Genomic DNA, 26,291 nt, shown 5'->3' on the forward strand with positions numbered 1-26,291 from the left:
TGGAATCGATTCAGCACCCGATTCGCCCGTACCTGGGTGTGACACGGGTTTTAAGACGGGTAATTCAAGGGGGTGAACCTGCGTTCCCGAACACATCTCCGGGTGATTGTGGGAGCGGTCCCACGGAGAGCTCGCGGAGAACTGCGGGGCGAAATGCCTGATTCCGCCCCGCTCGCTCGGCCCGCTCAGCCGCCCTGCGGCTCGCCGGGGCGGTGCGTGCCGCAGGTCCACTCGAAGCCCTCCGGGTCCAGGACGCGGACCCGGTAGTTGCCCCACTCGGTGGCCTCCGGCTTCCAGATCACCTCGGCTCCCTCGGTGACCGCCCTCGCGTGGATCGCGTCGACAGCGGCCCGGTCGTCGACGACGAGGTAGAGCCCGAGCCCGGAGGTCTCGCCGCGACGCGGGGGGCGCTCGTAGCCGTCGTGGTCGGAGAAGACGATCACGGCGGCGTCCCCGAGGCGCAGTTCGGCGTGCGCGACACCACCCCGCTCGTCGGGGAACGACATGGTCACCTCGAACCCGAAGACCCGGCCCAGCCAGTCCAGAGCGGCTTCGGCATCGCGGTAGCCCAGGTAGGCGGAAAGAGAAATCATGCGGCCAGGGTGTCCGGCATACAGGACAGCCGACGTCCTCGATCATGCCGCCGGTCGGGAACCTCAGCGGGACGTGGCCCCCGCGACGCCCGCCGCACCCCGCCGGCCAGGCTCAAGACGGTCCTGAGGCAGCCGGTGAAGGCGCTCTAGCGGTCGTGCAGGTCGGCCCCGGCGCGGGCGATGGCCGCGTCGAAGGCGGCGCGGAACTCCAGGATGTGGTCGTGTTCCAGGGCGAAGGCCAGGTCACCGTCCGGGCCCGTGATCTCCACGGTGCCGTCGCTGACGCTGATCGCGCAGACGCCGGGGCGGTCGCCGAGGTCGGTGCAGCGGATCAACCACTCCCGCTTCTCGGCCCTCCTGGTCAACTGCGGCATGGCGACCTCCACCTGGTTGTATATGACTGAACACTGACCGTAACTTCTCAAAGTTTAGACTTCAGAGCGCATGTGAGAAGTAGCTCGATGGAGTGGAGTGCCATGGGCCAAGCGCGGCCGACCGTCGAACGCCTTCAACTCGGCCTCGCGCTCACGCGCCTCCGCAATCAGGCGAACAGGTCGCAAGGTGAGGCGGCCGACGCCATCGGACGCACCGGCGGCAGACTCAGCCAGGTCGAGAACGGCAAGGGCGGGCTCGGTGCCGAGGAGCTGTCCAAGCTGCTCGACTTCTACGGCGTGCGAGGGCCGGAGCGGGAGACGGTCCTCGCGCTGGGTGCGGCGGCCCGACGACGCCAACCACGCCGCGGCTACATCGACAACCTGCCGGAACCCTTCCAGCGCATGGCCGAGTTGCAGACGGCCGCTCGCGAGATCCACTGGTACGAGTGCGGTGTGATCCCCGGCTTGGTGCAGTCACCGGACTACGTGCGCGCGATCATGGCAGTCGCGAATTCCGTCTACTGGGAGGACTCCGAGGAGGAGACCAGCGAGCGCGTTCAATTCCGGCTCGAACACCAACGCCGCGTGCTGGAAGCCAGCACTCCGAAGCACATTTGGGTGATTTTCACCGAAGACAGCTTGCGGCACACCATCGGCGACGAGTCGATCATGCGGGGCCAAGTCCTGCACCTGCTCCAACTGCTGGAACGCCACCCGAGCCTGAGCATCCAGATCGTCCCCGACTCTGTGGTGAACAACCCAGCCCTCGGCGGCGGCATGGTCGTGCTGGACTTCGTTCAGAGCACTCCGGTCACCTTCGCGCCCGTTCTGCACGGTCCTTCCACGTACTACGATCAGCCCGAGGACATCGAACCGATGCGGCGGACCTTCAACCGGGTGCGTGAGCTGGCCTTGAGTCGATCCGACACCCGAGCGCTGCTGATCGCCAAGGTGCAGGAGGACGCATGACGATCCGTGACACCGGTTGGTTCAAGAGCAGCTACAGCTCCGGCGGCAGCAACGCCTGCGTCGAAGTGCGCATCACCGACGCAGGCGTGGGAGTCCGGGACTCCAAGAACCCCACCGGCCCCCACCTCACCCTCAAGCCCAAGGCGTGGACGGGGTTTATCGAAGGGCTCACCAAGTGAGGAGTCGATGATGGCTGAGCGCGACACCGGTTGGTTCAAGAGCAGCTACAGCACCGGCGGCAGCAACGGGTGCGTTGAAGTGCGCATCACTGACACGGGCGTGGGAGTCCGGGACTCCAAGAATCCCGCCGGTCCCAGCTTCACCTTCAGGGCCGAGGCGTGGGCGAAGTTCGTCGGAGGGCTCGCCAAGTAGGGACCGCGCACCCCCGAACCGAGCGTTCGGGGGTGCGCGAACGTTGAGTTCGGGGGTCCTGAACGTTGAATTCGGGGGTTCTGGGGGTTCGACTCGCGGGGGGAGGGGGGTTAGTTGGGGCTGATCCACTGGCCGGTTACGGAGTCGATGCGGACTACGCCGGAGACCGTGGTGACGCGGTCCTCGGACCAGACCTCGTCGCTGTCCAGGCCGGTCTTGGTGTCCGGGACGTACTTGCCCTCCGAGTCGATCTGGCCGTGCTCGACCGTGGTCCACTCGCCGTCGCCGGTGTGCTCGGTGACCGTGACCTCGCCCTGCCGGGTGATCTCGGTGGCCAGGTCGGCCACGCCGTCGCCGTCGGCGTCGGTGAACAGCCAGGTGTCGCCCTCGTCGTCCTGCACCACGGCGGTGTCCGCGCGGCCGTCGCCGTCGCTGTCCTCGGTCGCCGGGCCGACCTGCTGGGAACCGTCCTCGGTCTTGACCACGACGGCCTGCTCGTCGCTGGTGTTGGTCTGCTCGCCCCGGTCGTCGGACGGCCCGACCTCGACCCACTCGCCCGAGCCCTCGTCGAACCGGGCCTGGCCGACCAGGTCGCCCTTGGCGTCGAAGGTGCTCATCAGGTCCGCGTCGCCGTCGCCGTCGGTGTCGGAGAACGCCAGGTGGCCGCCGTCGTCGGTCTCCACCACGGCGCTGTCCTCCACGCCGTCGCCGTCGAGGTCGTAGCTCGCCTCCGCGGTGTACTCCTCGTCCTCGACGGTGACCTTCAGCTCGCCGCCCGCTTCGCCTGTCTCGTCGATGTACACCGGGCCACCCTCCTGCCGCTCGCGTACCGGTAAGACTCACCGTATGCCGCGGCGGTTCCCCTTGTCAGCACCACGCGCCGACGTCAGACGCGGTCGCGCAGCGCCCTGATCCTGGTCAGCAGCTCGTCCACCTTCGCGCGGCCCGCGCGCAGCTCGGTGATCCGCTTGGTCACCGCCTGCAGCGCGCGGGCGCGTTCGCCCGCGCCCATCCGCAGCGCCTTGTCCACCTCGCGCAGCTCCGCCTCGATGGCGTCCACCCGCCTGCCCAGCGCGTCGTCCAGCGCCAGCGACAGCTGCTGCTCGGCTTCGATGAGCTGTTCGGCCACGAGCTGGTCCACCGTCGAGCGGGCGTCGGCGATGGCGTCCGACAGCCACTGCTTGTAGTGCTGCTTGTCGGCGGCGTGCTTGCGGGTGCGGGCCATCCACCAGCCCGCGCCGAGGCCGAGCACGACGGTGACCGGCAGGACGATCGGGTTCAGCGCGGCCACGCCGAGCCCGGCCAGCGGCAGCGCGGCCAGCCTGCCCGCGCCCAGACCACCCGAGACGCCCATGAACACCAGCAGCTTGTCCTCGGCGGTGGGCGCGCGCCGCTCCGGCGGGCGCAGCAGGACCGGGGGTGTCGCGCCGCGCGCGAACTGGCCCCGGATGACCGCCAGCTCATCGGGGGAGAACAGGTCCGCCAGCGCCGCGTCGGCGACCTTCGCCAAGCGCGCGGCCAGCCCCGCGCTGATCCGCCCGGACACCGCCTGCAGCGCCGCGTCGACCTGCTGCGGCAGGCCGGGCAGCGTCTCGCGGGTGGCCGCGTCGATCGCCGAGCGGAACCACGTCTGCAAGTCGCGCATCTGCCGGGCCACCTCGTGCGCGCCCTCCACGCGCGCCCGCTGCACCTCGCCGCGCAGCCGCACCTGCCAACTGCGGGTGGACGAGCGCCGCTGCGAGTTCAGCTCGTCGCGGCGGTGGCGCAGCGCTTCGGCTTCCTCCTCGCCCGCCGACAGCGCCCGCTGGTCCGCCTCCTGCCGCGCGGTCAGCTCGTCCAGCACGGTGGCCAGGGCGCGCAGCGAGTTCGCCTCGCCCAGCATCGCCGCCCGGCCGACCACCAGCTCCTGCAACGCCGTCTGCAGCTCGCCGACACCGGACCGCTCGCGCAGCATCGCCGCCGCGTCCGGGTTCGGGGCCTTGGCGGCCATCTCGAACATGCGCGCCGACACCGGGTGGAACACCGCGTCCGCGAACCGGGGCGCGTGCTCGGCCAGCAGCGCCCGGTCGGCGTCCAGCACCTGCCGCCACCCCCGGTACTGGTCGACCTTGGCCAGCGCGAACACCACGGTCTCCACGCGCTCGCCGACGCTGCGCAGGAAGTCCAGCTCGCCTCGGGTGAACGGGGCCGACGCGTCGACCACGAACAGCAGCGCGGTCGCCGACGCCGCCGCTTCGGCCGCCAGCTCGCCGTGCGCGGCCTCCAGCCCGCCCACGCCCGGTGTGTCCACAACGGACAGCCGTTCCAGCAGCGGGATCGGCGCGTCGACCTCGACGTAGCGGGGCGGCAGCGCGCCCTCGGGCAGCTCGTGCGCCGCGGACACCCAGTTGACCAGCTCAGCCCGGTCGAACGGCACCGGCTGCACCGATCCGGCGTAGTGGGCGCGGCACCGCCAGTCCTCGCCGTGCCGGAACACCAGGTACACGGCGGTGGCCACCTCGGCGTCCACCGGCGACAGGCCCGGCGTCGCCAGCAGCGCGTTGACCAGCGAGCTCTTGCCCCGGTTGGTCTCCCCGACCACCACCACCGACGCCGTGCCGCCGCGCCGGGTCTCCACGAACGACGCCGCCGCCGGGTCCAGCGAGCGGACCAGCGCGGTCAGCTTCTCCCTGGTCTGGCGGACGGCCTGGGGCAGCGGGGTCATCTGGCCGTGTAAACCGTGACGACGGGGGCACGCAGCGTCCGGCCCCGGTCGGCGAAGCCGACCACCTCGGTCTCCGCGACCACGCCGTCCAGCGACGGGTCCTCGGTGGGCACGGTGCCGCCCGCCTCGTGCCGGGACGGGTCGAAGCGCTCGCCGTCCGGGCGCAGCGCGGTCACGCCGATGCCCGCCAGGCCCTCCTCCAGCCGCTCCACCACACCCGAGCTGCGGGCCCGGTCCAGCGCGTAGAGGCACAGCTGCACCAGGGCCCGCCGCTCGGCCAGCGCCTGGTCCAGCAGCTCGCCCGCGATGGTCTCCACACCGGTGTCCGACGCCACCGGGCCCGGTTCCGTTCCACCCCGCGTCATCGCCGCCCCCGAAGTTGTTGCCAGATGAGGAAGTACGCCCGGTGCACCACGTGGGCCACCCGGCTCTGCGCGGGCGTGGCGCCGAACGACGCGAAGGAGCGCCACCACCCCGCCCGCTCCAGCGCGTGGGCCACCAGCTCCTGGGTTGGCCTGCCGCGCAGGCCCAGCTGCTCGGCCGGGTCCGGGGAGCTGCCGAACCGCAGCACCTCCTCGGCCAGGTCCGGGGGCATCGCCACGGCGCCCGACGCGACCAGGGTCAGCGCCTCCAGCAGCCGCAGCTGGTGCGCCTCGGGCTTGGCCAGCAGCACCTCGATGGCGTTGTGCACGCGCTGCCGCTCGGCCGCGTCGCCGGAGGCGGCGGCCAGCGCGGTCACCGACGCCAGCGCGGCGGCGGCCTTGATGCCGTCGGCGCGGGAGCGGAACACCGCGTTGAGCTTGCCGCGCACGCCTTCCAGGCCCGAGGCGTCGAGCAGCTTGCGGCGCAGCGCGCCCGCCGTGATCGACGGCTCCGCGTCCAGCGCCTCCAGCGCGCACCGGATGCCGTACAGGTCCAGCTTCTCCAGCAGCCGGGCGCGCACCCCGGCGGGCACGTCGCACTCCCAGGCCGCGAACAGGTCCGCCGACATGAGCATGGTGTCGCGGGTGGCCTCGTCCAGCAGCGCCAGCTTGCGCAGCGCGTCGGCGTCGGCGGAGGTGAAGCCGCCGGTCTCGGCGGACTCGGCGACCAGCCCGATCACCGGCAGCACGTCGGCCACCCTGGGCTTGAGGGTGCGCGCCTGCCGCTGGGCCAGCAGCACCGCCGCCTTCCAGGTGTCGCCGTCCGCGCCGTCCACGGTCTCCGCGGCGATGGTGTCGGCCTTGTTCAGCACCGCGATGGCGTTGACCGGCCCGGCTTCGCGGCTGGCGGTGGCGGCGGTGAACGCGGCCAGCGCCTGCTGGTCGTCCGACCGCACGCCCTGCGTCACCACGTACAGCACGGCCTCCGCACCCGCGACCGCGTTGCGCGACACCGGGTCCAGCGCCTGCTCACCGGCCAGCAGCGCCTCGGTGCGGGCCACCGACGCCGCGTCCAGCGAGCCCAGGCCCGGCGTGTCGATCACCGTCAGGTCGCGCAGCACCGCGTTGGTCAGGTAAGCCTCGACGTGCGAGACGCGGGCGATGTCCACGCCAAGGTCGGCCGGGATCATGCCCGCCGGGTCGAACGGCAGCACCTGCTTGCGGCCGTCGGTGAACACCACCTCGACCCGGTCCACCGTGCCGTACTGGAACCGGGTGACCAGCCGGGTGCACTCGCCCACGTCCGTGGGCGCGACGCGGCGGCCGATCAGCGCGTTGACCAAAGTGGACTTGCCCGACTTGATCCGGCCCGCCACGGCCACCTGCAGCGGCGCGGACAGCCTGCGCAGCACCTCGCGGAACCCGGCCGCGGTGGCCGGGGAGACCTGGGGTTGCAGGTTCGCGCACAGCGAGGCCACCGCCGCCGAGAGCGGACCGGCGAGCTGCTGGGCCTGCGCTGTCACGGTCGAATCCTGCCACGTGCCGGGGACGTGCGGTTTGGGAAACGGTGAGTGACGGGTACCCGCCGCACGGTGAGCGCGTGGAGGGAGCCGGACTGATGGACCAGAGCTATGCGGTGTTCTTGTTGCTCGGTGTCGTGCTGGTGCTGATCGACGGCCAGCTGATCTACCACAGCGGCAAGGGCTACATGAACCGGGCGTACGGCGACCCGGAGGCGGCGGCGTCGATGACGCGCCTGGCCACCGTGCTGTTCCACCTGGTCGTGCTGGGCCTGTTGGCGCTGGTGTCGATCATCTCGGTGAACACCGGCGACCCGGTCAAGGACGTGGTGGTCAAGCTCGGCGTGACCCTGCTGCTGCTGGCGCTGGTGCACGCGGTGACCATGATGATCCTGGGCCGCATCCGCGACCGGCAGATCCAGCAGCAGCTCGCCGACGAGATGGCCGAGGAGCACCGGCAGTTCGAGGAGCGGCAGCGCCTGGACGACCACCGGCCGGAGACCAAGGTCGACCCGTTGTCGATCAAGACGATCAGCTGAACGCCCTCATCCTCCTGGAGGATTAGGGGGGGTCAGCCCGTGGCTCGACGCGCGGGGCCGCCGCCCGAACCTAACCTGGTCCGGTGCGGCGGCTGAGTCTGTGGATGCGTGCGCACCCGGTGTTCGGGGACTCCCTGATCGCCGGGGCGCTGCTCCTCTTCGACATCGGCGTGATGACCAGCTACACCACCGAGCGGGTCCGCCCCTCGGCGCTGTTCCTGGTCGGCGCGCTGCTGATCGCGCCGGTCGTCGTGCGCCGCAAGTACCCGCTGGCCGGCAGCTACACCATCCTCGCGGGCGCGGTCCTGCAGCTGCTCACCCACGGCGACTTCACCACCGGCGTGCCGATCCGCATGGCCGACTTCGCGCTGGCCGTGGCGCTCTACACGGTGGTCGCGTTCGTCGGCCGAAGACAGGGGCTGCTCTACGCGATCTGGCTGGCGCTGGGCACGCTGTTGTGGGTGGCGTGGCGGGTCGGGCCGCAGCTCCACGCCGAAGCCGTGCTGCTGGTCTTCCCCATCGCGCTGATCTTCGGCTTCAGCTGGGCGCTCGGCGAGTTCGTCGGCGCCCGCCGGGCCTACCACTCCGAGCTGGAGCAGCGGCTGAAGCTGCTGGAGACCGAGCGCGACCAGCAGGCCCGGCTCGCGGTCGGCGAGGAGCGCTCCCGCATCGCCCGCGAGCTGCACGACGTGGTCGCGCACGCGGTGAGCGTGATGGTGGTGCAGGCCGACGGCGCGAGTTACGCGATCAAGTCCAACCCGCAGCTGGCCGAGGCGGCGATGCGGACCATCTCCGACACCGGCCGCCAGGCGCTGACCGAGCTGCGCAGGCTGCTGGGCGTGCTGCGCAGCGAGGACCGCTCCGGCACCCAGTGGTCGCCCCAGCCCGGCGCGGGGGACCTCGGCGAGCTGGCCGAGAACCTGCGCGCGGCCGGATTGCCGGTGCGGCTGGAGGTCTCCGACGGGCTGGACGACCTGCCCGCCGGCCTTGGGCTGGGGCTGTACCGGATCGTGCAGGAGGCGCTGACCAACACGCTCAAGCACGCGGGCTCCGGCGCGTCCGCCGTGGTGCGGGTGGCCAGGGGACCGGATCGGGTGGACGTCGAGGTCGTCGACGACGGCTTCGGCACGCCGCACGACCTGGTGGAGATCTCCGGCGGCAACGGCCTGATCGGGATGCGGGAGCGGGCGGGCGTGCTCGGCGGGAAGCTGGACGCGGGCCCCAACCCCGGTGGCGGGTGGCGGGTGCGCGCGGTGCTGCCGCTGCTGCCTTCCTAGGGAAGGGGTCATAGGGTGGCCGCCGTGATCCAGGTGCTGCTCGTCGACGACCAGGAGCTCATGCGGATGGGTTTCCGCATGGTGCTCGACGCCCAGGAGGACATCAGCGTCGTCGGCGAGGCCGGTGACGGCCTCGACGCGGTGCACATGGCCGAGCGGCTGCGCCCCGACGTGGTGCTGATGGACGTGCGGATGCCGGTGCTCGACGGCGTCGAGGCCACCAAGCGCATCACCGAGGCGGGCACCGGCAAGGTGCTGGTGATGACCACGTTCGACATGGACGAGTACGCGCTGTCCGCGCTGCGCAACGGGGCCAGCGGGTTCCTGCTCAAGGACACCCCGCCGGGCGACCTGGTCTCCGCGCTGCGGGCGGTGGCCAGCGGCGACGCGGTGGTCTCGCCGTCGGTGACCAAGCGGCTGCTGAGCCGGTTCCTCGGCGACGGCGGCGGCGAGCTGCGCGACGCCTCGGTGCTGGACGTGCTGACCGAGCGCGAGCGCGAGGTGCTGGTGCTGATCGCCAAGGGGCTGTCCAACACCGAGATCGCGCGCAAGCTGTTCCTGTCCGAGGCGACGGTGAAGACGCACGTGGGCCGCATCCTGGCGAAGCTGGAGCTGCGCGACCGGGTGCAGGCCGTGGTGCTGGCCTACGAGACCGGCCTGGTCCGCCCCGGCGACGTCTGACCGCGTCTGACCGCGTCTGAGGGCGTCTGCAAGTACTACCCGACCGGGGTCGGGTAGTACTTGCAGACGCACGTCAGCGGTACTGGGCCGCGTCGGCGGTGGCCGGGTCGACGCCCGGCTTGACGACCTCCTCGTACCAGCGGCCCCAGTCCGGCCGCGAGCCGTCGAGGTCGGTGAAGCCGTACTCGCGCATCAGCGTCCACGACGCCAGCGACCGGCCGGTGAACCGGTGCCGGTCCGGGTCCGCCGCCAGCGCCGCGATCGCGCGGCCGAGGTAGTGCGGCGTCTCCGACATCGCGTAGTTCGGGTCACGGGCGATCGCGTCGCGCCAGTTCTCCTCGGTGACGCCGAAGTGCTCCAGCATCTGCTCCGAGCGCAGGAACCCCGGCGTGACCGCGACCGTGGTGGTGCCGAACCGCTCCACGTCCTTGGCCAGCACCCGGCCGAACCTGCGGATGGCGAGCTTGACCGAGTCGTAGGCCAGCATCCCCGAGTGGTACTCGTCGTCCTCCCCGTCGGTCACCTCGACCACCAGCCCGCCCGGCTCGCGGATCACCAGCGGCAGCAACCGGTGCAGGGCGACCAGGTGCGCCTGCACGCTGTTGCGCCACATCCGCAGCTGGCCGTCCAGGTCTGCCTCCCAGAACGGCTTGAACTCGACCTCCAGCTCACCGCCCCACACGTCGTCCACCAGGACGTCCAGCCGTCCGTCCACTTCGGACTCGATGCGCGCCCGGAACGCGTCCACCTCCGCCACCGCGGTGAAATCGCACTTCACCGGGATGCCGCGGCCACCGGCCGCGGTCACCAGCTCCGCGGTCTCCTCGATGGTCTCCGGCCGCCCGATCGGCGACAACCCCTCCCTGGTGGACCTGCCCCCGACGAACACCGTCGCGCCCGCGGCCCCCAGCTCCACCGCGATCGCGCGCCCGGCCCCCCTCGTCGCCCCGGTGACGGCGGCGACCTTGCCCTGCAACGGGCCCATCAACTCCCCTTCCACACGTCCAGAACCGCGTCCACGTCCTCCAGCAGCCGGTCCACCAGCGCTCCGCGCGGCCGGACCGACCAGTCCATCGACACCCCGTGGACCAGACCCGTGAGCACCCGCGCCGCGCGCTCCGGCGACGGCCCGCGCGGCAGGTCCACCGCGCGCACCAGGTCCGCCACCGCGCGTTCGGTCGCCGCGTGCAGCTCGCCCAGCAGCGCCCGCAGCTCCGGGTCGATCAGGTCGACCCCCAGCTGCGCCAGGTGGTTGCCCGCGCGCCGCGGGTCGGTCATCCCGTCGACCCACGACACCAGCCCGGCGCGCAGGCCCGCCAGCGGCTCGAGCCCCCGCGCGGCCTCGCGCATCCGCTCGCCGACCCGCTCGGTCATCTGCCTGGTCATCACCTGGAGCAGGCCGTTCTTCGAGCCGAACCGGCCCGCCACGGTGCCCACCGACACGCCCGCCTCGGCGGCCACCTCGGCCAGGGTGAAGCTCGGACCCCGGCGTCCGATCACCTCGCCGGCGGCGGCGAGCAGGCGCTCGTCGGTGATGGTCCTCGGTCGTGCCACCGCGTTATTGAACCACGGTTCAGTAATGGTGCGCCAGTAGACTGTCCCCGGTGAGCTGGAGACCGCGCCTCGTCGCACTGGACATCGACGGCACCATCACCCCGGTCGGGCGCGAGGACGTGGCCCCGGCCGTGCGGGCGGCCATCGGGCGCGCGGTCGAGCACGGCGCGCACGTCGTGCTGTCCACCGGCCGCAGCCTCATCGGCACCCGCCCGATCGTCGAGGACCTCGGCCTGGACGGCACCACGGCGCTGTGCTCCAACGGCGCGGTGTGGTGGGACACCGCCGAGCGGGCCGTGGTGCGGCAGCTCGGCTTCGACCCCGGACCGCCCGTGCTGACCCTGCGCGACCTGCTGCCGGGAGCGGTGTTCGCGGCCGAGGTCACCGGCTTCGGCAACCTGTCGTTGGGCCGCTTCCCCGACGGCGACCTGTGGGGCGAGGTGCGCGAGGTCGACCTCGCCGAGTTCCGCGCCCGGCCCACGTCGCGGCTGGTCGCCCGCTGGATCGGCCGCACGCCCGAGGAGCTGGCGCTGCGCATGGCCGACGTGGAGCTGCCCGGCGTGACGTGGACGCTGGACCACACCGAGCCGTGGCTGACCGTGGCCCCTCAGGGCGTGTCCAAGGGCTCGGCGCTGGAGGAGCTGCGGCAGCGGCTGGGGATCGCGGCGGACGACACCGCGGCCATCGGCGACGGGCACAACGACGTGGAGATGCTGCGGTGGGCCGCGCACGGCGTGGCCATGGGCCAGGCCCCCGCGACGGTCCAGCAGGCGGCCGACGCCGTCACCGGCACCATCCTGGAGGACGGCGCGGCCACCGCGCTGGACCACTGGTTCGGCGCCTGACCGCCGACCGCGCGGGCGTCGGGTGGGCTTCCCTGAGAAACCGGGGGGGGAATCACCAGGGGACGACTCAGGGTGATCACGGATTGCTGCAACCGTGGTAGCGGGGACGATAAGACTGAAGTAGCACAGACGAGTCAACTACGGACCGATGTGCCCAACCCCCTGAGCCGGGCAGAGTTCTCTCCGAGATCGGGGGATCGCAAGCCAGGGGAGAGACCATGATCGAGGCGATCGGCCTCACCAAGCGCTACGGGAACACCGTAGCCGTGGACGACCTGTCGTTCACCGTGGAACCGGGTCGGGTGACCGGGTTCCTCGGGCCCAACGGCGCGGGCAAGTCCACCACCATGCGGATGATCCTCGGCCTTGACCGGCCGAGCGCGGGCAAGGTGCTCATCGACGGCAAGCCCTACGCCAAGCTGGACCGGCCGCTGCGCACCGTCGGCGCGCTGCTGGACGCCAAGTGGGTGCACCCCAACCGCTCCGCACGGGCGCACCTGCAGTGGCTGGCCAAGTCCAACGGCATCCCGCAGCGCAGGGTGGACGAGGTCCTCGACGTGGTCGGCCTGACCAAGGTCGCCAAGCGCCGCGCGGGCGGGTTCTCCCTGGGCATGTCCCAGCGGCTGGGCATCGCGGGCGCGCTGCTGGGCGACCCGAAGGTGCTGCTGTTCGACGAGCCGGTCAACGGGCTGGACCCCGAGGGCATCCTGTGGATCAGGCGGTTCATGCAGGGCCTGGCCGCCGAGGGGCGCACCGTGCTGGTGTCCAGCCACCTGCTGTCGGAGATGGCCCTGACCGCGCAGGACCTGGTGGTGATCGGCCGGGGGAAGCTGATCTCGCAGAGCACCACCACCGAGTTCGTCGAGCGGTCGACGGAGAACACCGTGCGGGTGCGCAGCCCGCACGCGGACAAGCTGGGCGCGATGCTGGTCGACAAGGGCTTCACCGTGCGCGAGGACGGCGAGGGCGTGCTGATCGTCTCCGGCGCGACCAGCGACCAGGTCGGCGAGGTGGCCGCGGGCGGCGGCCTGGTGCTGCACGAGCTCAGCCCGCAGCGCGGCTCGCTGGAAGAGGCCTTCATGCAGCTCACCGGCGACTCCGTGGAGTACCACGCCGAGACGGGGAAGTGAACGGGATGACTCTGCTCGCCGTTGAACGGATCAAGCTGTTCTCCACCCGCTCGCCGTGGTGGTGCATGCTGCTGGCCCTCGGCCTGACCGTGGGCATCACCGCGATCATCGCGGGCAACTGGAACGAGGGCCCGATGCCCGTGCTGGGCGCGGTGTTCGCCCACACCTTCGGGCTGTACGTGGTGATGGTGATGGCCGCGCTGGCGGTCACCACCGAGTACCGCTTCGGCACCATCAAGGCCACCTTCCAGGCGGTGCCGGACCGGATCTCGCCGATGGTCGCCAAGGCGGCCGTGGTGACCGCGCTGGCCGTGCTGGTCGGCCTGGCCGCCGGGTTCGGCTCGTGGGGGCTGAGCTGGCTGCTGGCGGGCGACACCTCGCAGCTGGCGCTGGAGTCGGCCAACGACTGGCGGCACGTCGCGGGCGTCGGCCTGGTGTACGGGGCCGGGGCGCTGCTGGCGCTGGGCGTGGGCGCGCTGGTGCGGCAGACCGCGGGCGCGGTGTCGATCATCCTGGTGTTCGCGCTGGTGCTGGAGAGCGTCGTCGGGCTCATCCCGAACATCGGCGACGACATCCAGAAGTGGATGCCGTTCACCGTGGCCAGCAAGTTCATCATGGGCGACCCGGACCAGGGCGGGATGCCCGCCGACGCGGGCCCGCCCACGGTGGGCGCGCTGAGCCCGTGGGGGTCGTTCGGGTACTTCGTCGCGATCGCGGTGGCGATGTTCGTGATCTCGCTCGTGGTGGTGAAGCGGCGGGACGCGTAAGGGGTTGGACCGGGGGTGGGCCCGGCCACGCCGGAAACGGGGTCCGGCGGCCGGGGCTGGGGGACAGGAGGAGCGCGGGTCACCTTTCGGGGAGTGGCCCGCGCTCTTCCTCGTTAAGTTCGGACCGGGGGACAAGTTCGGACCAGGCGATCGGACGGGAGAAAACCGTGATCGAGGCGACCGGGCTCACCAAGCACTACGGCCGGACCGTGGCCGTGGACGACCTGTCGTTCACCGTGAGACCCGGTCGGGTCACCGGGTTCCTCGGGCCCAACGGCGCGGGCAAGTCCACCACCATGCGCATGGTCCTCGGCCTGGACCGCCCCACGGCGGGGCAGGTCCTGGTCAACGGCAAGCGCTACGCGGAGCTGGACCAGCCGCTGCGCACCGTCGGCGCGCTGCTGGACGCCAAGTGGGTGCACCCCAACCGCTCCGCGCGGGCGCACCTGCGGTGGCTGGCCAAGTCCAACCGGATTCCGGCGCGGCGGGTGGACGAGGTGCTGGAGATGGTCGGGCTGAGCCAGGTCGCCCACAAGCGGGCCGGGGGCTTCTCGCTGGGCATGTCCCAGCGGCTGGGCATCGCGGGCGCGCTGCTGGGCGACCCGGAGGTGCTGCTGTTCGACGAGCCGGTCAACGGGCTGGACCCCGAGGGCATCCTGTGGATCAGGCAGTTCATGCACCGCCTGGCCGAGCAGGGCCGCACCGTGTTCGTGTCCAGCCACCTGCTGTCGGAGATGGCGCAGACCGCGCAGGAGCTGATCGTGATCGGCCGGGGCAAGCTGATCGCGCAGACCAGCACCGAGCGGTTCATCCGGGACGCCACCGAGGACACCGTGCGCGTCCGGTCGCCGCAGCTCGACCAGCTGCGCGCGCTGCTGGGCGGGGCGCGGGTGGAGGACAGCCCCGCCGACGGCGCGCTGGTGGTGCGCGGGGTGGAGGCCGCGCGCATCGGCGAGCTGGCCGCGGCCAACGGGATCGTGCTGCACGAGCTGAACCCCCAGCGGGGCTCGCTGGAGGAGGCGTTCATGCAGCTGACCAAGGAGTCCGTGGAGTACCAGGCCCACGACTGAGGCGGGTCAGGGCGCGGCGGGGTCAGGGCGCGGTGGGCCGCCAGAAGTCGTCGGAGGGCGGGGGCAGGGTGGTCACCGGCGGCGGGGCCGGGCGCTGGCGGCGGGAGGCGCGGGCCAGCAGGACGCAGACCGCGAGGACGCCCAGCACCACCAGCAGCAGGCCGACCAGCGCCACGGCGGCGCGGGTGCCCGCGTCGGGCAGTGCGGGTGCGGCGGCCACCGGCGGCGGGGGCGCGACGGCCGGAGCGGGCGGGGCGGAGGTGGACGTGCGCGGCGGCGGTGCCAGCGGGTTGCGCTCCACCCTCGCCACGTCGCCGGTCAGCGCGCCCACCGGGTCGACCAGGCCGTAGCCGGTGGCCCGGTCGCGTCCCGGGTCCAGCAGGTCCTTCGCGCTCATGATCAGCCGGTTCACCACGTTGCCCGCGTCCAGCTCCGGGTGCGCCGCCCGCACCAGCGCGGCCGCGCCGGACACCAGGGCGGTGGCGGCGCTGGTGCCGTCGACCGCGGCGTAGCCGGTGTCCGACACCGACAGCGGCACCGCGGTCACGATCTCCCGCGCGGGCGCGGCGAGCACGGTCTCCGGGCCGGTGTTGGAATCCGGCCACACCCCACCACCGGGCACGGTGCCGGACACCGCGATCACGCCGCGGATGTTGGCCGGGGCGCCGACGTGCTCCTCGCCCGCGTTGCCGGTGCCCGCGACCACCACCACGTCGTGGTCGAAGGCGTAGTTGACCGCGCGCAGCAGGTCCGGGGTCAGCGTCGCCACCGAGGTCAGCGACAGGTTGATCACCTTCGCGCCCCGGTCCACCGCCCACCGGATGCCCTGCGAGACCGCATCCAGGGTGAAGTTCTCCCCGTCCGCGCCCACCGACACGGGCAGCACCTTCGCGCCCGGCGCGACGCCCAGCGCGCCGCCGTCCACCGCCCGGCCCGCGATCAGCGTGGCCATCGCGGTGCCGTGCCCGTCGGTGTCCTCGGTGCCGTCGGTGCCCGCGGCGCTGCCGAACCCGGTGCCGGGCAGCAGCTGCCCCGCCAGGTCCGGCCGCGTGTCGTCCACCCCGGAGTCGACCACGGCGACCAGCACGCCGTCCCCCCGGCTCAGCGCGTGCGCCCGGTGCACGCCGAGCTCGCCGAGGTGCCACTGCTGCTCCTCGATCGTCTGCGCCCTCGCCGCGCCGGGCACCAGCACGGCCAGCAGGACCGCCACGAGCAGCGCTCTGGCCACCCATCACCCCTTGTGTCCGACGTCACAAATATTCCGTGTCGTTCATGTTTCGAGGTCCCAGCGTCACGCACATGGAGTAAGAGCGGAGTTAAGACCCCGTGAACTCCCCCACTGGACCATGACAAGGGCGCCCGAAATCGGTCATATGGAAGGTAACGAATCGTGAGGCGGCAGTGTCACCGCACACGAATTCGGGAACCCCGTCAAGGAACCCCCGGAGGTGAACCCGTGACGGTGCTTGATCCCGACCTGAACGCCGGACGCACGGCGGCACGGTCGAAGAAGGTCCCGCGGCAACGCGACCACGGCGTGCGAGTAGAGCCACTGCTGGCGCTGGAGTGGTCCCACGCGATCGAGACCGCGGGTGGTATCGGCATCGCGGCAGCACCCGCGGAATCGCGGCGAGCGTGGATCCACCGAGCCGACGAGCAGCAGGTGCTGGCGATGTACCGGGCCGTGCGCGCGGTGGACGCGAACGCCCCGGCGCCGTGGTGGCTCAGAGCCCTGGACCGCGGCAAGCTCCCGTCCCGCGCCGCGGGCTTCGCGGTCGAGGACGAGGTCTCCGAACTGCTGCTGAGCAGGCCGGGTTGGGTCTACGTGCCGTGGGCGGCCGAGGGCGAGGTCGGCTACTGGGAGTTCGTGCCCTCCGAGAGCGGCGTCTACGGCCCGGCCGAGCCGACCACCGTGCAGTTCACCGACCGCCACCCCGGCTGGGTGGACCTGCTGCCCGCGCACCGCGGACCGGGCCTGCGCCAGCCGATCGAGTTCACCCCCGCCGAGCTGCGCGAGCAGATCGAGGACCTGGAGAACATCGCTTGATCGCCCCGGCTCCGCCGGGGCGGCTCGGCCGCCTGGAAGTCGGCCCGTCGCGACGCGTTCCACGGCGATCGAAGAGCGTGATCGCCGTGGAAGGCACCCCGACAGGCCGACGCGGCCTCGCGTGGTGATTGGCGCGCCTGCCGGGGGCTTAGGCTGTTCGCCCGTGATGACGTCCAGCAGGCAGACCCCACCGCACCACCGATCAGTGGTCAGCTACGTCCAGCGCGGCGAGCGGATGACGGTCGGTCAGCAGCGAGCGTGGGACAAGCACTGGGAGCGCCTGGGCCGCGAGGTCAAGGCGCTCCCGCCAGGTCCGCTGGACTTCACCGGGTGGTTCGGCCGCGAAGCCCCGGTCATGCTGGAGATCGGCTCCGGCATGGGGGAGACCACCGCGCAGCTGGTCGCCGCCGCGCCGGAGCTGAACTACGTCGCCGTCGAGGTCTACAAGCCCGGTCTCGGCCAGCTGCTGATGCGCGCCGAGGCGCTGGGCGTGACGAATCTCCGGGTGCTGCGCGGCGACGCGGTGGACCTGCTCGCCGAGCACGTCGCCCCCGAGTCGCTGGACGGCGTGCGGATCTTCTTCCCCGACCCGTGGCCCAAGAAGAAGCACCACAAGCGCAGGCTGGTCCAGCCGCCGTTCGTGGCCCTGCTCGCCTCCCGCCTGCGGCCCGGCGGCACCCTGCACCTGGCCACGGACTGGGAGCCCTACGCCGAGCAGATGCTGGAGGTCTGCTCGGACGAGCCGCTGCTGCGCAACCGGCACGACGGCTGGGCGCCCCGGCCCGAGTGGCGGCCGGTCACCAAGTTCGAGCGGCGCGCGGTCGAGGAGGACCGGGTCAGCCACGACCTCATCTTCGAGCGCGTCACCCCTGCGGGCGGGGGCGACTGACCCGCGACGCTTTTCCCCCGCACCCCCTCAAAACCCCCGAGCACCCGCGCGGACAAGATCGCGCAAGTGCCCCCTGCGGCGAGTTCCCGGCGCTGATCCTCAGCGCTGGGAATCGACCAGCACGCCCGCCAGCGCCATCAGCACCAGCACCAGCAGGCCCAGCACGGCACCCACCCAGGTCGCGACCACCCCGATCATGGCTTTCCTCCGTTCCCCGACTTCCCTGTTCCAGAATCGCCCCCGGAACGTCGTCCGGCATCGGCCAGCGGGGTATTTCGTCACGCTTTCGGGTCAGCCTTCCGGTTGACGGGTCACCCGACCGGGGTGGGACGCGGAGTCAGCCCTGAGGTTCTACGGTGACCAGTCGTGGTGAGCACCGACCTGGGCTGGCGCGCGTTGACCCGCAGGCAGTGGCCACTGGCCTGCGCACTGGCCTTCTTCCTGGCAGGCGAGGTGTTCTCGGACGACGCGAGCTGGTGGCAGCTGCCCGGCTCGTTCGTGCTGTGCGGGCTGGCCGTGGTTGCGCCGCGCAGACCCCTCGACGCCGCCCTCGCCGCCGCGGCCACCGTGCTGATGAGCTCGGTGCTGCTGCGCGTGACGGGCCAAGCGCCCGTGGTGCCGCTGGTCAGCGGCCTGACGTTGTCCGAGACCGCGGCGGCGATGGCGATCGTGGCGATCACCGTGCGGCAGGCCCCCGCCAAGCGCGCCGTGGCCTGCGTGCTGCTGCTGATCGCCACCACGGCGCTGACCTGGCCGATCCGCCCCGACTACTGGCGGGCGATCTCGGGCCGCTACGAGGTCGAGTACGAGGGGCCCGACCCGTGGGGGATGGCCATCGGCGCGGCGGTGCTGCTGGTGCTCTCCGTCGGCACCGGCCTGTACTTCCGCTCCCGCGACCGCGAGCGGTCCACCGCCGTGCAGGCCGAGATCGCCGCCGCGCAGCACGCCGAGCGCATCGCGCTGGCCCGCGAGCTGCACGACGTGGTGGCGCACTACGTCACCGGCATCGTGGTGCACGCCCAGGCCGCGCAGGCGGTCCCCGGCGCGGCCCAGGAGGTGCTGCCGGTGATCGTGCACAGCGGCAACGAGGCGCTGACCGCGATGCGCAGGCTGGTCGGCACGCTGCGCGGCGACGGCGCGGGCGCCCCGGCCGCCACCAGCGACCTGGCCGAGGACGTGCGGAAGGTGGTGGAGCAGTCCGGTCAGCCCGCGCGGGTCACCGTGGAGCTGCCCGACGAGGTGCCGCCGTCGCTGGCCCGCTCGGTGCTGCGGCTGGTGCAGGAGTCGCTGACGAACACGCGCAAGCACGCCGAAGGCGTGTCACGGGTGGAGGTCGAGGTGTCCACCCGCGAAGGCACCGTGCACGTGCTGGTGACCGACGACGGCCGCGGTCCGCGCAGCGCGCCCGTCGGCGGCTCGGGCGGGTTCGGCCTGGTCGGCATGCGCGAGCGGGTGGAGCTGCTCGGCGGGCGGTTCGACGCGGGGCCGCGCGAGTCCGGCGGCTGGCGGGTGCGCGCGGAGCTGCCGCTGACCGAGGCGCGCGGGTAGCGCGCCGGGTGCGGCAGGATCATGGTCATGTCGCTGCGCCTGCACGCCCCCGTGGTCCTGCCCTGCGATCCGTCCTGCACCGTCCTGCGCGACGCCGTGGTGGACGTGGACGATGACGGCCGCATCGCCTTCGTCGGCGCGGAGGCCGACGCGCCGCCGTTCGCGGGCGAGGTCCGCCGACTGACCGGCATCCTGCTGCCCGGCCTGGTCAACGCCCACGCGCACAGCCCGATGGTGGTGCTGCGCGGTCTCGGCGGCGACCTGCCGCTGCTGCGCTGGCTGCGCGAGGCCATGTGGCCCGCCGAGGCGCGGATGACCGCCGAGGACGTCGGCGCGGGGATGCTGCTGGGCGCGGTGGAGATGCTCCGCAACGGCGTCACCACCAGCGCCGAGATGTACTTCCACGGCGAGCAGCTGGTCGACGCGGTGCTCAAGGCCGGGTCGCGGGTGCTGTTCGGCGCGGCGATCATGGACCTGCCGGGCATGGCGTGGCGGCCGATGACCGACGAGATCACCCGGTGGATAGACGCCGACGGCCTGCGGTTCGGCCCGCACGAGCGGATCGAGCTGAGCTACGGCCCGCACTCGGCCTACATCCTCTCCCCGGAGGCGCTGGGCGCGGTGGCGGGCGAGGCCCGCGACCGCGGCGCGCTGGTGCAGATCCACGTGGCCGAGTCGCCGGAGGAGGACGTGGCCCAGCGCGAGTCCCACGGCTCGGTGCCGCGACTGCTGGAGCAGGCGGGCGTGCTGGGCGGGCGGGTGCTGTCCGCGCACTCGGTGCACCTGTCGCCGGAGGACGTCGCCATCTACGCCAGGCACCGGGTGGGCGTGGCGCACTGCCCCGGCTCCAACACCAAGCTCGCCTCGGGCATCGCGCCGCTGCGCGGCTACCTGGACGCGGGCGTGCCGGTCGGCCTCGGCACCGACGGGCCCGCCAGCAACGACGACCTGGACCTGTTCGAGGAGGCCAGGCTGGCCGCCCTGCTGGCCCGCGTCACCTCGCTGGACGCCACCGCGATGCGCGCCGCCGACGCCCTGCTGCTGGCCACCAGGGGCGGCGCGGCGGCGCTGGGCCGCGACGACCTGGGCGCGCTGGAGGCGGGCCGCTGGGGCGACGTGGTGCACGTGGACGTGGACGACCCGGCGTTCGCCACCGGGCTGGACGCGCCGGACGAGCAGGTGCTGGCGAACCTGGTGTGGGCGTCGGGCACCCGCCGGGTCAGCGACGTGTGGGTGGCGGGCGAGCAGGTGGTCGCGGCGGGCGAGCCGACCCGCGTCGACCGCCACGAGGCCCAGGCGGGCGTCCGCGCCGTCTCCCAGCGCCTGCGCGCCTGACCCGCGCCTGCAAGTACTACCCGAGCCCCACCGCCGAGCGTTCAACTACTACCCGCGCCACCACCACGGGTAGTGGTTAACGGCCCGGTCGGGGTGGGCGGGTAGTACTTGCAGGCGCGGGGCTCCCGGCGCGCTGTGTTCACCTTTCGGGGGATCGCGGTAATCCCGCACAGGCGCGAACCTGATCGGGACACGGGAGTCGACACGGCGGAGGGAAGCGCATGACCGCAGCAGCGATCGGCCTGCCGGGTGCCAGTCCGCTCGCGCCGGTCAGCGCGCGATTCGCCCTCAGCGGGTCCAGCTTCGAGCCCAGGCCGGACGACACGCCCTCGCCCGACGGTGTTCGGCCGTGGGGGCTCCGCCGGGCGCTTCCGGTGAGCACGGGCCGTGTGCTGCCGCGGTGGAGCTACGACCCCGCGCAGCAGAAGGCCGTCAACGAAGCGGGCGTACCGCTGATCGGCAGCTCGCGTGCGGGCGACCCGACCGCGAACACCACGGCGAGCACGGACGGCGAGGACCCGCCCAGCTCCGAGGACTGGATCAACGACTGATGACCGTCCTCGTCCTGGCGTCCGAACTGGACTTCACCGCCGATCGCGTGGTCAGGGCGTTGGAAGGCCGGGACGTGCCCGTCGCCAGGGTCGACACGGCCTGGTTCCCTCAGCGGGCCAGTGTCGCCGCCCGATTGCGGGACGGGCGATGGACCGGAACGCTGTCCGCAGGCGGCAGGGTGATCGCGCTGGAGGGGCTGCGGTCGATCTGGTACCGCAACCCCGGCGCGTTCACCTTTCCCACCGCGTTGTCGCCGACTGAACGGCACTGGGCCATGACCGAGACCAGGCTCGGGCTCGGCGGTGTGCTCGCGTCCCTGCCGGTGGCGTGGGTCAACCACCCCTCGCGGAACGCCGACGCCTCGTACAAGCCGGTGCAACTGGTCACCGCGGCGCGGTGCGGGCTCGCGGTCGCCGACACGCTGGTGACCAACGAGCAGGCTGCGGTGCGACGTTTCGCCGAGGATGGTGAAACGGTCGCGAAAGCGTTCGGCGCACCCGCCATCAGCGAGGGAGGCGGGCGGAAAGTCGCTCTCACCCACCGGCTCGACGAGGTCGACCTGGCCGACTTGCGCGGGGTCGAGGTCAGCGCGCACCAGTTCCAGCGCTGGATACCCAAGTCGTACGAGGCTCGGGTGATCGTGGTCGGGAACCGGCTGTTCGCGGCGGCGATCCACGCGCAGTCCGCCGAGAGCCGCCTCGACTGGCGCAGTGACTACGGCGCCTTGCGGTATGAGCGACTCGATCCGCCGATCGACGTCGCGACCGGTGTGCGCGAGTACTGCGGCGCGCTGGGGCTGGCCTACGGGGCGTTCGACTTCGTCATCCGACCGGATGGCGAGTGGGTGTTCCTCGAGTGCAACGCGGGCGGCCAGTACGGGTGGATCGAGGACGAGATCGGGGCACCGATCACCGAGGCGCTCGCCGACCTGTTGAGGAGCGGGGCCGCCGCATGACCGGGTGGCGTGGGCTGGCGCGCGGGCTCGCCGATGAACTGGCGGCCGAGGGGGTGCTGCGGTCGCCCGAGTGGCGGGCCGCTGTCGAGGCGATCCCGCGCCACGTGTTCGTGCCGCGGTTCTACGTCCAGCGGCAGGACGGGCGGTGGTCGGAGACCAGCGCGGAGGACGACGGGTGGCTCACCGCGGTCTACCGCGACGAGCCGCTGGTCACCGCCCTCGCCACCACCGCGGACGGTGACCGCGTCACGGTCTCGTCGTCGACCAAGCCGGGTCTCATGGTGCGGATGCTCGAAGCGCTCGACGTGCGCGACGAGCACCGGGTGCTGGAGATCGGCACGGGGACCGGCTACAACGCCGCGCTGCTGTCGCACCGGCTGGGCGGCGAACGGGTGTTCTCCGTCGACATCGGCGCCGCGCTGGTCGACGCGGCCCGCGATCGGCTGGCCGGGTTGGGGCTGGCCCCGACCCTGGCGGTGGCGCACGGGGCCGGGGGGTTGCCGGAGCACGCCCCGTTCGACCGGATCATCGCCACCTGCTCCCTGCGCGCCGTGCCCTGGGCGTGGGCCGAGCAGGTGCGGGAGGGCGGGTTGGTGCTCGTCGACGTCAAGCCGAGCACGCACGCGGGCAACCTCGTGCTGCTGGTGCGGCACGCCGACCGGCTCGAAGGGCGGTTCCTGCCCCGGTGGGCCGGGTTCATGGCGATGCGCGACGCCGACCGCGCACCGGAGACCGCCAGGGTGGTCGAGGACCTGAGCACGGGCAGCCGCTCGTCGACCCGCCTGGAGCCGACGCCGTGGTCGTCGCTCGTGCCGTGGTTCCTCGCGCAGGCGCGGATGCCGGGCGAGGTCGCGTTCGGGTACCGCGGCGCCACCGGTCGGGGGCCGGAGTGGGCCGTGTTCGGCACGCCCGACGGCTCGTGGTCGGCGGTCGGGACGCAGCCGGACGGGAACGGCGAGCGCGAGGTGCGGCAGGGCGGGCCGGTGCGGCTCTGGGACGCCGTCGAGGAGACCCACCGGGCGTGGCGGGGCTTCGGCAGGCCGAACTGGGACCGCCTCGGCTTGACGGTCACCCCGGACGGCCGCCACCGGGTGTGGCTGGACGAGCCCGGCAACGTGTGGGTGGCGGCCGAGACGCGTCAGCAAGTACTACCCGAGCCCCACCGCCGAGCGTTCGACTACTACCCGCGCCACCACCACGGGTAGTAGTTAACGGCCCGGTCGGGGTGGGCGGGTAGTACTTGCAGGCGCGGTCAGGCGCGGGGGCGGATGACGACCTCGGTGACGTGGGCGTCGTCGGTGGCGAGGACGGCGGTGGTCACGGCCCGCGCCACGGACTCGGCGCGCAGGTACCGCTCGGCCTGGTAGTCGCCGTTCTCCTGGGCGCGGACGCCGCGCTGCATGTCGGTGTCGGTGCGTCCGGGGTGGACGGAGGTGACCCGCAGCTCGGGCTCCTCGGCGCGCAGCGCGTCGCCGAACGCGCGCAGGGCGAACTTGCTCGCGGCGTAGACGCCCCAGTTCGGGTTGGCGCGCAGGCCCGCGCCGGAGTTGAGCAGCACCACCTGGCCGCGCGCGGCCCGCAGCAGCGGCAGGGCCAGCCGGGTCAGCTCGGCGACCGCGACGACGTTGACCTCCATGGTGCGCCGCCACACGTCGGCGGTCGCCTCGGCCAGCGGGCCGAGGTCGGCGATGCCCGCGCTGTGCACCAGCACGTCGAGGCGGTCGAGCCCGGCGACCGCCTCGGCCACGGCGGCGCTGTCGGTCAGCTCCACCGCCCACGGCCGCGCGCCGGGCAGCTCGGCGGCCACCTCCCGCAGCGCCGCCTCGTCGCGACCGCCCAGCAGCAGGTCGTGGGTCGGGGCGAGGGCGCGGGCCACGGCGGCGCCGATGCCGCGGGACGCGCCGGTGACGAGGGCGACGGGCCGGTTGGTCATGTCCAGCACCCTAGGACGGACGAGGTCCGCAGGCGCCCCCAGGGCACCTGCGGACCTCGGGGGTCAGCCGCAGATGCGGCCCTTGTCCTTCTTCCACGACATGACGACCGAGGGCCGGGGCTGGCTGGCGCCGCCGTCGGGCCAGTGCGACAGCGGGTTGGCCGCCGACGCGCCGTCGATCTCGCCGGGGTGCTGCACCGACACCAGGACGAAGTCGTCCTCGATCCACGGGCCGCAGGTCTCCGCGCCGCGCGGCACGGTCAGGAACTGCTTGACCCGGCCCCGGTAGCGGCCCTCCACCGGCACCGCGAACAGGCCGTCGTTGGAGCCCAGCGCGTTGCCGTCGGTGGAGATCCACAGGTTGCCCTGCGAGTCGAAGGCGAGGTTGTCCGGGCAGGAGATCGGCGAGACCTGCGACTTGTCGTAGCCGCCGAAGTAGGTGTCCGGGGCGGCCGGGTCGCCGCAGACCAGCAGCAGCTTCCAGGAGAACTCCAGCGCGGTGTTGTCGCCGCGCCGCTCCTCCAGCTCCAGCACGTGGCCGTGCTTGTTGCGCACCCGCGGGTTCGGCTCGGTGGCGCCTTCCTTGTCCGCCTTGCCGCGGTCGGTGTTGTTGGTCAGCGCCGCGTACACCCGGCGGTTGCGCGGGTTGGGCTCGACGTCCTCGGGCCGGTCCATCTTGGTCGCGCCCACGACGTCGGCGGCCAGGCGCGTGAAGACGTAGACCTCCTCGGCGGTGAAGCCGGGCACGAACGACTTGGTGCCCGACGCGAGGGGGATCCACTTGCCGGTGCCGTCGAACTCGCCGTCGGCGGGCAGCTTGCCGGTGCCGTCGACCTCGGCCGCCGGGGTGTCGCCGGTGAACTGGGCGACGTAGAGCGTCCCCTTGTCCAGCAGCTTCTTGTTGTGCTCGCGGGCGTGCTTGCTGTTGCCCGGCTTGTACTTCTCGTCGGAGACGAACTTGTACATGTAGTCGAAGCGCTCGTCGTCGCCCATGTACGCGACCACGCGGCCGTCGCGGGCGATGATCACGTTGGCGCCCTCGTGCTTGAAGCGCCCCAGCGCGGTGTGCTTGACCGGCGTGGAGGTGGGGTCCAGCGGGTCGACCTCGACGACCCAGCCGAACCGGTTGGCCTCGTTGGGCTCCTGCGCCAGGTCGAAGCGCTTGTCGAAGCGCTCCCACTTGCGGGTGGTGGTGGTGCCCGAGGCCATGCCGTAGCGGGCCAGCCGGTCCTTGGTCACCTTGTCGGTCACCGAGGCGCCGTTGGCGAAGTACTGGTTGTAGTTCTCCTCGCCGGACAGCACGGTGCCCCACGGGGTCACGCCGCCCGCGCAGTTGTTGAGCGTGCCCAGCACCGTGGTGCCGGTCGGGTCGGCGGAGGTCTTGAGGTACTTCGAGCCCGCGGCGGGCCCGGTGATCTTGAACGGCGTGGTGGCGGTGATGCGGCGGTTGTACCGCCGGTCCACCTTGGCCTCCAGCTTGCCGCTGCGGTGGTCGCGCTCGACCAGCACCACGGACATGCCGTGCGCGGCCCAGCCGATCTCGACCTGCTCCCTGGTGGGGTTGTTCTCGTCCCAGCCCAGGAACTGGGCGTCCTCGGTGGTGTACTCGTGGTTGCTGACCATGAGCCACCGGTTCCAGCCGGGCAGCGGCACCAGCCCGCAGAAGTCGTTGTTGTAGCCGAACTGCTTGGCCTGCGCGGCGGCGGTCTGGCGGTCGAAGTCGAACGCGGGCGCGCCGGGCAGCACCGGGTCGCCCCAGCGCATCACCACGGCCTGCTGGTAGCCCTCGGGCACGACCACCTCGTCGAGCTGGTTCGGCGCGACGGCGGTGAAGTTGAGCCCGTCGCGCCTGCGCCCGCCGCCGAGGTCGGCGTCGGCGTCGACTTCCGGGCGCCCGCCCGGCTTGGCCACGGCCGCGCCCGCCCCCAGCGACGCGCCCGCACCGGCCACCGCGAGCACCGCGCCCGCCTTGAGCAGGCCGCGGCGGCGCACGACCTCGCTCACGACGTCGCCGAAGTAGGGGTTGGCGGAGGTGTTGGGGGCCTCGTGCGCGCAGGCGTCGCCGCAGCGGTACTTGCAGGTCATCGCCGACCGCCCGAGCGGGTGGTTGGGCAGCAGGGGCAGCAGGCGACGGCCCCGCTCGGTGGATGAGGACACGCGGACCTCCGAGATCGCTCAGTGGGAACCGGGCGACCGTAGGTCGGCAATTCCTCGCCCAGTGGACACGGAGGTGAACGCGGGACGAACAGCTCTGGCCTTCTCCGAGCGGAACCGC

Annotated in this window: 28 protein-coding genes; 17 read left to right on the forward strand and 11 right to left on the reverse strand. The window is 72.5% G+C overall.

Annotated elements, in window-relative coordinates:
• Positions 1–185 precede the first annotated feature (185 nt).
• Positions 186–593, reverse strand: coding sequence for a VOC family protein (locus JOF41_RS30050; RefSeq protein ID WP_189221635.1), 408 nt, complete (start codon positions 591–593; stop codon positions 186–188).
• A gap of 146 nt (positions 594–739) precedes the next feature.
• The gene (locus JOF41_RS30055) at positions 740–967 is read right to left on the reverse strand and encodes a hypothetical protein (RefSeq protein ID WP_209623404.1); all 228 of its coding nucleotides are present in this window, start codon (positions 965–967) and stop codon (positions 740–742) included.
• Between the two features lie 87 nt (positions 968–1,054).
• Here JOF41_RS30055 and JOF41_RS30060 point away from each other — a divergent pair, with 87 nt between their 5' ends.
• From JOF41_RS30060 to JOF41_RS30070, 3 genes are read left to right on the forward strand one after another with little or no spacing between them, the layout of a single operon-like run.
• Positions 1,055–1,936 carry a helix-turn-helix domain-containing protein gene (locus JOF41_RS30060; protein WP_244989729.1) on the forward strand — a complete coding sequence of 294 codons (882 nt, stop codon included), beginning with the start codon at positions 1,055–1,057 and terminating at the stop codon, positions 1,934–1,936.
• Positions 1,933–2,115 carry a DUF397 domain-containing protein gene (locus JOF41_RS30065; RefSeq protein ID WP_209623405.1) on the forward strand — a complete coding sequence of 61 codons (183 nt, stop codon included), beginning with the start codon at positions 1,933–1,935 and terminating at the stop codon, positions 2,113–2,115. The genes JOF41_RS30060 and JOF41_RS30065 overlap by 4 nt, the downstream gene beginning before the upstream one ends.
• A 10-nt stretch (positions 2,116–2,125) precedes the next feature.
• On the forward strand, positions 2,126–2,308 hold the full coding sequence (locus JOF41_RS30070) for a DUF397 domain-containing protein (RefSeq protein WP_209623406.1): 183 nt from the start codon (positions 2,126–2,128) through the stop codon (positions 2,306–2,308).
• Between the two features lie 110 nt (positions 2,309–2,418).
• On the opposite strand, the gene JOF41_RS30075 is transcribed toward JOF41_RS30070, so the two are convergent.
• The 4 genes from JOF41_RS30075 to JOF41_RS30090 form a co-directional block, all read right to left on the reverse strand.
• On the reverse strand, positions 2,419–3,111 hold the full coding sequence (locus JOF41_RS30075) for a DUF6802 family protein (RefSeq protein ID WP_209623407.1): 693 nt from the start codon (positions 3,109–3,111) through the stop codon (positions 2,419–2,421).
• An 83-nt stretch (positions 3,112–3,194) separates the two neighbouring features.
• A complete protein-coding gene (locus JOF41_RS30080; RefSeq protein ID WP_209623408.1) occupies positions 3,195–5,012 on the reverse strand; it encodes a dynamin family protein in 1,818 nt (605 codons plus the stop codon).
• A complete protein-coding gene (grpE, locus tag JOF41_RS30085; RefSeq protein WP_189221626.1) occupies positions 5,009–5,377 on the reverse strand; it encodes a nucleotide exchange factor GrpE in 369 nt (122 codons plus the stop codon). Before grpE ends, JOF41_RS30080 begins: the two co-directional genes overlap by 4 nt.
• Complete coding sequence (locus JOF41_RS30090) at positions 5,374–6,897, reverse strand: dynamin family protein (RefSeq protein WP_209623409.1); 1,524 nt, start codon at positions 6,895–6,897, stop codon at positions 5,374–5,376. Before JOF41_RS30090 ends, grpE begins: the two co-directional genes overlap by 4 nt.
• A gap of 95 nt (positions 6,898–6,992) precedes the next feature.
• Here JOF41_RS30090 and JOF41_RS30095 point away from each other — a divergent pair, with 95 nt between their 5' ends.
• From JOF41_RS30095 to JOF41_RS30105, 3 genes are all read left to right on the forward strand, one after another.
• On the forward strand, positions 6,993–7,433 hold the full coding sequence (locus JOF41_RS30095) for a hypothetical protein (RefSeq protein ID WP_189221624.1): 441 nt from the start codon (positions 6,993–6,995) through the stop codon (positions 7,431–7,433).
• An 83-nt stretch (positions 7,434–7,516) separates the two neighbouring features.
• Positions 7,517–8,710, forward strand: a complete 1,194-nt coding sequence (locus tag JOF41_RS30100) for a sensor histidine kinase (RefSeq protein ID WP_443705753.1) — start codon at positions 7,517–7,519, stop codon at positions 8,708–8,710.
• Positions 8,711–8,734: 24 nt separating this feature from the next.
• A complete protein-coding gene (locus JOF41_RS30105; RefSeq protein WP_189221784.1) occupies positions 8,735–9,391 on the forward strand; it encodes a response regulator in 657 nt (218 codons plus the stop codon).
• 73 nt (positions 9,392–9,464) lie between these two features.
• Here the strand turns inward: JOF41_RS30105 and JOF41_RS30110 are convergent, their stop codons facing one another.
• Entirely contained in the window at positions 9,465–10,376 is a 912-nt protein-coding gene (locus tag JOF41_RS30110; RefSeq protein ID WP_189221623.1) for an SDR family oxidoreductase, read from the reverse strand.
• A complete protein-coding gene (locus JOF41_RS30115; protein WP_209623410.1) occupies positions 10,376–10,945 on the reverse strand; it encodes a TetR/AcrR family transcriptional regulator in 570 nt (189 codons plus the stop codon). The genes JOF41_RS30110 and JOF41_RS30115 overlap by 1 nt, the downstream gene beginning before the upstream one ends.
• Before the next feature lie 50 nt (positions 10,946–10,995).
• Between JOF41_RS30115 and JOF41_RS30120 the strand changes: the two genes are divergently transcribed.
• From JOF41_RS30120 to JOF41_RS30135, 4 genes are all read left to right on the forward strand, one after another.
• Entirely contained in the window at positions 10,996–11,790 is a 795-nt protein-coding gene (locus JOF41_RS30120) for an HAD family hydrolase (RefSeq protein ID WP_209623411.1), read from the forward strand.
• 218 nt (positions 11,791–12,008) lie between these two features.
• A complete protein-coding gene (locus tag JOF41_RS30125) occupies positions 12,009–12,920 on the forward strand; it encodes an ABC transporter ATP-binding protein (RefSeq protein ID WP_189221620.1) in 912 nt (303 codons plus the stop codon).
• A gap of 5 nt (positions 12,921–12,925) precedes the next feature.
• Positions 12,926–13,687, forward strand: a complete 762-nt coding sequence (locus tag JOF41_RS30130) for a hypothetical protein (protein ID WP_209623412.1) — start codon at positions 12,926–12,928, stop codon at positions 13,685–13,687.
• Between the two features lie 167 nt (positions 13,688–13,854).
• Positions 13,855–14,757 carry an ABC transporter ATP-binding protein gene (locus JOF41_RS30135; protein WP_209623413.1) on the forward strand — a complete coding sequence of 301 codons (903 nt, stop codon included), beginning with the start codon at positions 13,855–13,857 and terminating at the stop codon, positions 14,755–14,757.
• A gap of 22 nt (positions 14,758–14,779) precedes the next feature.
• Here JOF41_RS30135 and JOF41_RS30140 read toward each other — a convergent pair whose 3' ends face one another.
• Positions 14,780–15,985 carry a S8 family serine peptidase gene (locus JOF41_RS30140; protein WP_307867569.1) on the reverse strand — a complete coding sequence of 402 codons (1,206 nt, stop codon included), beginning with the start codon at positions 15,983–15,985 and terminating at the stop codon, positions 14,780–14,782.
• Positions 15,986–16,213: 228 nt separating this feature from the next.
• Here JOF41_RS30140 and JOF41_RS30145 point away from each other — a divergent pair, with 228 nt between their 5' ends.
• The 7 genes from JOF41_RS30145 (at position 16,214) to tgmC (ending at position 23,288) form a co-directional block, all read left to right on the forward strand.
• The gene (locus JOF41_RS30145; RefSeq protein ID WP_209623414.1) at positions 16,214–16,804 is read left to right on the forward strand and encodes a hypothetical protein; all 591 of its coding nucleotides are present in this window, start codon (positions 16,214–16,216) and stop codon (positions 16,802–16,804) included.
• A gap of 166 nt (positions 16,805–16,970) precedes the next feature.
• Complete coding sequence (gene trmB, locus JOF41_RS30150; RefSeq protein ID WP_189221782.1) at positions 16,971–17,693, forward strand: tRNA (guanosine(46)-N7)-methyltransferase TrmB; 723 nt, start codon at positions 16,971–16,973, stop codon at positions 17,691–17,693.
• A 366-nt stretch (positions 17,694–18,059) separates the two neighbouring features.
• Complete coding sequence (locus JOF41_RS30155; protein ID WP_209623415.1) at positions 18,060–19,241, forward strand: sensor histidine kinase; 1,182 nt, start codon at positions 18,060–18,062, stop codon at positions 19,239–19,241.
• 27 nt (positions 19,242–19,268) lie between these two features.
• A complete protein-coding gene (locus JOF41_RS30160; protein WP_209623416.1) occupies positions 19,269–20,576 on the forward strand; it encodes an amidohydrolase family protein in 1,308 nt (435 codons plus the stop codon).
• A gap of 221 nt (positions 20,577–20,797) precedes the next feature.
• Positions 20,798–21,127 (forward strand): putative ATP-grasp-modified RiPP, encoded by a 330-nt coding sequence (gene tgmA / locus JOF41_RS30165; RefSeq protein WP_209623417.1) that lies wholly within the window; start codon positions 20,798–20,800, stop codon positions 21,125–21,127.
• Entirely contained in the window at positions 21,127–22,083 is a 957-nt protein-coding gene (gene tgmB / locus JOF41_RS30170) for an ATP-grasp ribosomal peptide maturase (RefSeq protein ID WP_209623418.1), read from the forward strand. The genes tgmA and tgmB overlap by 1 nt, the downstream gene beginning before the upstream one ends.
• The gene (gene tgmC / locus JOF41_RS30175) at positions 22,080–23,288 is read left to right on the forward strand and encodes an ATP-grasp peptide maturase system methyltransferase (RefSeq protein ID WP_209623419.1); all 1,209 of its coding nucleotides are present in this window, start codon (positions 22,080–22,082) and stop codon (positions 23,286–23,288) included. Before tgmB ends, tgmC begins: the two co-directional genes overlap by 4 nt.
• A gap of 47 nt (positions 23,289–23,335) precedes the next feature.
• Here the strand turns inward: tgmC and JOF41_RS30180 are convergent, their stop codons facing one another.
• On the reverse strand, positions 23,336–24,016 hold the full coding sequence (locus JOF41_RS30180) for an SDR family oxidoreductase (RefSeq protein ID WP_209623420.1): 681 nt from the start codon (positions 24,014–24,016) through the stop codon (positions 23,336–23,338).
• Between the two features lie 63 nt (positions 24,017–24,079).
• The gene (locus tag JOF41_RS30185) at positions 24,080–26,101 is read right to left on the reverse strand and encodes a PhoX family protein (RefSeq protein WP_244992356.1); all 2,022 of its coding nucleotides are present in this window, start codon (positions 26,099–26,101) and stop codon (positions 24,080–24,082) included.
• Positions 26,102–26,291 lie beyond the last annotated feature (190 nt).

Origin of the sequence: Saccharothrix coeruleofusca (assembly GCF_017876325.1) — a bacterium.
Classification (GTDB): domain Bacteria; phylum Actinomycetota; class Actinomycetes; order Mycobacteriales; family Pseudonocardiaceae; genus Actinosynnema; species Actinosynnema coeruleofuscum.

What these genes read in the sequence shown, in the direction of transcription:
- JOF41_RS30050 (WP_189221635.1), bottom strand. Translation starts at nt 593, where the DNA reads ATGATTTCTCTTTCCGCCTACCTGGGCTACCGCGATGCCGAAGCCGCT.
- JOF41_RS30055 (WP_209623404.1), bottom strand. Translation starts at nt 967, where the DNA reads ATGCCGCAGTTGACCAGGAGGGCCGAGAAGCGGGAGTGGTTGATCCGC.
- JOF41_RS30060 (WP_244989729.1), top strand. Translation starts at nt 1,055, where the DNA reads ATGGAGTGGAGTGCCATGGGCCAAGCGCGGCCGACCGTCGAACGCCTT.
- JOF41_RS30065 (WP_209623405.1), top strand. Translation starts at nt 1,933, where the DNA reads ATGACGATCCGTGACACCGGTTGGTTCAAGAGCAGCTACAGCTCCGGC.
- JOF41_RS30070 (WP_209623406.1), top strand. Translation starts at nt 2,126, where the DNA reads ATGGCTGAGCGCGACACCGGTTGGTTCAAGAGCAGCTACAGCACCGGC.
- JOF41_RS30080 (WP_209623408.1), bottom strand. Translation starts at nt 5,012, where the DNA reads ATGACCCCGCTGCCCCAGGCCGTCCGCCAGACCAGGGAGAAGCTGACC.
- grpE (WP_189221626.1), bottom strand. Translation starts at nt 5,377, where the DNA reads ATGACGCGGGGTGGAACGGAACCGGGCCCGGTGGCGTCGGACACCGGT.
- JOF41_RS30095 (WP_189221624.1), top strand. Translation starts at nt 6,993, where the DNA reads ATGGACCAGAGCTATGCGGTGTTCTTGTTGCTCGGTGTCGTGCTGGTG.
- JOF41_RS30110 (WP_189221623.1), bottom strand. Translation starts at nt 10,376, where the DNA reads ATGGGCCCGTTGCAGGGCAAGGTCGCCGCCGTCACCGGGGCGACGAGG.
- JOF41_RS30125 (WP_189221620.1), top strand. Translation starts at nt 12,009, where the DNA reads ATGATCGAGGCGATCGGCCTCACCAAGCGCTACGGGAACACCGTAGCC.
- JOF41_RS30130 (WP_209623412.1), top strand. Translation starts at nt 12,926, where the DNA reads ATGACTCTGCTCGCCGTTGAACGGATCAAGCTGTTCTCCACCCGCTCG.
- trmB (WP_189221782.1), top strand. Translation starts at nt 16,971, where the DNA reads ATGACGTCCAGCAGGCAGACCCCACCGCACCACCGATCAGTGGTCAGC.
- JOF41_RS30160 (WP_209623416.1), top strand. Translation starts at nt 19,269, where the DNA reads ATGTCGCTGCGCCTGCACGCCCCCGTGGTCCTGCCCTGCGATCCGTCC.
- tgmA (WP_209623417.1), top strand. Translation starts at nt 20,798, where the DNA reads ATGACCGCAGCAGCGATCGGCCTGCCGGGTGCCAGTCCGCTCGCGCCG.
- tgmB (WP_209623418.1), top strand. Translation starts at nt 21,127, where the DNA reads ATGACCGTCCTCGTCCTGGCGTCCGAACTGGACTTCACCGCCGATCGC.
- tgmC (WP_209623419.1), top strand. Translation starts at nt 22,080, where the DNA reads ATGACCGGGTGGCGTGGGCTGGCGCGCGGGCTCGCCGATGAACTGGCG.
- JOF41_RS30180 (WP_209623420.1), bottom strand. Translation starts at nt 24,016, where the DNA reads ATGACCAACCGGCCCGTCGCCCTCGTCACCGGCGCGTCCCGCGGCATC.
- JOF41_RS30185 (WP_244992356.1), bottom strand. Translation starts at nt 26,101, where the DNA reads ATGACCTGCAAGTACCGCTGCGGCGACGCCTGCGCGCACGAGGCCCCC.